General features: G+C 69.2%; 4 protein-coding genes. All 4 read left to right on the top strand.

Annotated features, from left to right (window positions below; all coding sequences use genetic code 11):
• The first annotated feature begins 434 nt into the window (after positions 1 to 434).
• The 4 genes from VR45_RS40530 to VR45_RS40515 all read left to right on the top strand — a co-directional run bounded on the left by VR45_RS40530 (position 435) and on the right by VR45_RS40515 (position 3451).
• Positions 435 to 1097 carry a hypothetical protein gene (locus VR45_RS40530; protein WP_199926106.1) on the top strand — a complete coding sequence of 221 codons (663 nt, stop codon included), beginning with the start codon at positions 435 to 437 and terminating at the stop codon, positions 1095 to 1097.
• A 53-nt stretch (positions 1098 to 1150) separates the two neighbouring features.
• A complete protein-coding gene (locus VR45_RS40525; protein WP_159394557.1) occupies positions 1151 to 1528 on the top strand; it encodes a DUF5958 family protein in 378 nt (125 codons plus the stop codon).
• A 45-nt stretch (positions 1529 to 1573) separates the two neighbouring features.
• On the top strand, positions 1574 to 2806 hold the full coding sequence (locus tag VR45_RS40520) for an IS4 family transposase (RefSeq protein ID WP_045944988.1): 1233 nt from the start codon (positions 1574 to 1576) through the stop codon (positions 2804 to 2806).
• Between the two features lie 447 nt (positions 2807 to 3253).
• Positions 3254 to 3451 (top strand): hypothetical protein, encoded by a 198-nt coding sequence (locus VR45_RS40515; RefSeq protein ID WP_045944987.1) that lies wholly within the window; start codon positions 3254 to 3256, stop codon positions 3449 to 3451.
• The last annotated feature ends 7 nt before the right edge of the window (positions 3452 to 3458 follow it).

Below are 3458 nucleotides of genomic sequence, written 5' to 3'. Positions count from 1 at the left end.
AAGCCGGCCTGTGGGGGTGTGGTGGCGGTGCTGGGCCCGGAACTGGCGTGGGGCACGGCCCGGTAGCGGATCGGCCCAGCGGTCTGCCGATGGCCCTGGTGCCACGGGTCGTCGCGTCCGGGCGCCAGGCGCGGGCAGCGGAATGACGATCGCCACCGTGCGCGAGGTCGCACCTTGGCCACCACGTGCCAGATCCCCGACGGAGCCTTCAGGATCCCGTGAAGCACCTCCGGCAGCGGCTCGGTGGGCGGGCGGCGGGTGACCCCCGCGGGCGCGGGGAGGACGACGGCCTGCCGCTGGAGCGCCTGCTCATGCCAGTACGACCGAGGGTGCTCGGTTTCTCCTCCGGTTCGGGTGTCGGGGGAGGCGAGAGGCTCGGCGTAATCGAGAGGCGATACGGGCAAGAGTGCGGAACACTGCGCCAGGTGATCGTGATGCAGCCTGTCCTGGAGATCAACACCCCCGAGGGCTTCGGCCTCTGGCCTGTCGCCGCGACCGAGCCGTTCGCCTTCCTGCCCCTGAACGGCGAACTCTCACCCGCCGAGGTCGGAACGGCGATGATGCGCATCGTCGACTGCAATGACATCGAGCCCGACGGGGACCGCCCGCCGCGGCCGACCGACCCGCTCGAGTCCTTCCTGCACGGGCTGCTGACCTTCGACCACCTCTACGCGGCCGGTGGCCTGCGAGTCACCGACCACTCCACGGGGGTCACCTTCCTGCCCGGCTGCTGCGACGGACTGGAGGACTGGCGCGACTGGCATGTGTTCATCGATGCCGGCGGCCTGCTCGGGTTCGGCCACGAGCCCGTGTCACCGGCTGCAGAACGTTTCGGCGACACTGTCCGGCTCACCGTCAACGCCGAGCAGACAGGCAGTCCGGTGATCGAGCTGCCCGTGACCGAGCTCCGCCACCTGCTCGCCGGCGCCGAGCGTGACCTGACCGCCTTCCTCACGCTTACGACCGACTGGGTCCGTCAGCAAATGCCCGAGCACTCCGAGCCGGTCATCGCCGCCCTCGCCCGAGTTCTCGACCTGCCCGCACCAGCCTTGCAGCCAAACCCACAGGACAGCCGGCGGGATGGGAGGACGAGGTGATGCCGGGGATCAGCGGTGGGGACTGGCACGGCTCAAGGGACTCCGCAGGGCGGGTGGTCAACGAGGTGGCCCAGGGACTCCGTACATTGGAGGACGGGGCTGCCTGGTTCTCGCTCCTTTCCGAGGTGGAACGGAGGGCTGTTCTGCGGGAAGTGGCCGGCTATGCGATGCAGGCGCACATCACGGCTGCCGACGGGTCTGCGGGAGTGGCTCGCTCCAGTGTGAAGCCCACCGCCAACGCTTGCGTAATGATCTGCATGGATCCTCCTCGCTACGGCTTCGCGGCCCTCCCCGCCGAGGAGCACCTCACCGCGTTCCGTGTTCTCGTCTCGGTCTTTTCCGTCGCCGACACCCGACGCAGGCAGACGTACTGTAAGGACATGTGCAGACACGCATGGCACAACCTGTCCGCCCCGGGCAAGAAGTCCTAGAGACAATACCGGTGACTTTGGTGTGATTCGGTCGTTGAGTGGTTTGTGCCAAGGCCTGGACAGGTGAAGTCGCCGGCGAGTGACCGGCTCTCGGACCGGATCGCGTTGGGGGTGCTGACGCGGGCCTTCCCGCCCGAGTTGGTCGACGAGGTCGTCGCCGAGTGCGGTCGGGTCGAGCAGCGAACGCGGCTGCTTCCCGCGCGGGTTGTGGTGTATTTCGTCCTGGCGATGTGCCTGTTCTTCGGTCAGGGCTACGAGGAGGTGGCCCGGCTCCTGGTGCAGGGACTGGAGCGGGAGGGCCGATGGGCGGCCCCTTGGCGGGTGCCGACGACGGCGGCGATCGGCCGGGCCCGGCTGCGGTTGGGCCCGGAGCCGTTGCGGATCCTGTTCGGGCGGGTCTGCCGACCGGTCGCGGTCGCCGGGACGCAGGGTGCCTGGTATCGGCGATGGCGGCTGGTCGCGGTGGACGGCACCGTCTTCGATGTGCCGGACACGGTGGCGAATGCGGAGTTCTTCGGGCGTCCGGGAACCAGCCGTGGGCAGGGCCGCAGTGCGTATCCGCAGGTGAGGGTGGCGGCCCTGGCCGAGTGCGGCACCCATGCCGTGTTCGCAGCCGAGGCCGGCCCTCTGGCGCTGCACGAGAGCGCTCTGGCCGCGCGGCTGTTCCCCGCCCTGACCGAGGGCATGCTCGTCCTGGCAGACCGGGGATTCTGCGGCTTCGACCTGTGGCGGGCGACGAAGGCGGGCGGCGCCGACCTGCTGTGGCGGGTCCGCAGCGTCGTCGTGCTGCCTGTGGTCGAGACCCTCGCGGACGGCTCCTACCTGTCGGAGATCGTCGCCGCGCGGGACAACTACCGCCGCACGGAGCCGGAACGGGTCCGGGTGATCGAGTACAGGCTCGGCCGCGACGGCACCGTCTACCGGCTGATCACCACCGTCCTGGACCCGGCCCAGGCTCCGGCGAACGAGCTCGCAGCCCTGTATGCCCAGCGGTGGGAGATCGAGAACACCCTCGACGAGATCAAGAACCACCAGGGCGGGCCCCGGCTCGTGCTCCGTTCGCAGCACCCGCGAGGGGTCGAACAGGAGATCTTCGCGTTCCTGCTGGTCCACCATGCGTTGCGGGACCTGATGCACCAGGCCGCCCTCAAGGGCGGGCACGACCCGGACCGGATCTCCTTCACCCGCACCCTGCGCATCGTCCGCCGCCACGTCACCGGGCAGGCGGCCCTTTCCCCCCTCCCGGCTCGCCCGGGCCATCGCCCAGAGCCTGCGTGAGATCACCGAACGGCTGCTGCCCGCACGGCGGTTGCGCTCCAACCCCCGTGTGATCAAACGCAAGATTCAAACGCAATATGTCCAACTGGGCACTCAAACGCGCCGAGCACCGCAGCCCACCGCGACCCGACACCCCAACGGTCCGGCTGGTCGGGCCGACCCGAGCGACCTCAACCAGCCGGAAAACAACCTAAATCACCGGTATTGCCCCTAGCCGGGCAGCACGAGCAGGGTTCTCCCTCTGGGCCCGCTGCCGGGCCCGGGGGGCGACTACCGCTTGAGCCGGGCACGCAGCGCTCAGTAGGTGGCGGTGCCGGCCTCGAAGGTGAGGGCGGCGCCCAGGTCGCCGAGGAACTCTGGCAGTGCAGCGGTGAGAAGGACGTTCGTCGGGCCACTCCAGCCGCGGCGAGGGTGCGCTGGGTGTGCTGGGCTCCGAGTCGTTGGAGCTTGCGGCGTGACATCGCCACGCGCACCGAGGCCGGGTCGTACACCGTTCCGGACGGCAAGTCCGGTCATCTGGAGGCATATCCGCTGTACGACCTCTTCTACTACGACATCTACAGCCGCGCCGTCATCGGCCACTGGGTCGGCAACGGCAACGCGCAGCACCCGGTAGGCTTCTGCTACAACTCCTGCTCGAATTAGAGGAATT

The organism is Streptomyces sp. NRRL S-495, from assembly GCF_000966955.1.
GTDB classification, from domain to species: Bacteria; Actinomycetota; Actinomycetes; order Streptomycetales; family Streptomycetaceae; genus Kitasatospora; species Kitasatospora purpeofusca.
This window is presented reverse-complemented; position numbering and strand designations above follow the sequence as displayed.

Excerpts from the sequence above, each read along its gene's own strand:
- VR45_RS40530 (WP_199926106.1), top strand. The coding sequence starts at position 435 with ATGCAGCCTGTCCTGGAGATCAACACCCCCGAGGGCTTCGGCCTCTGG.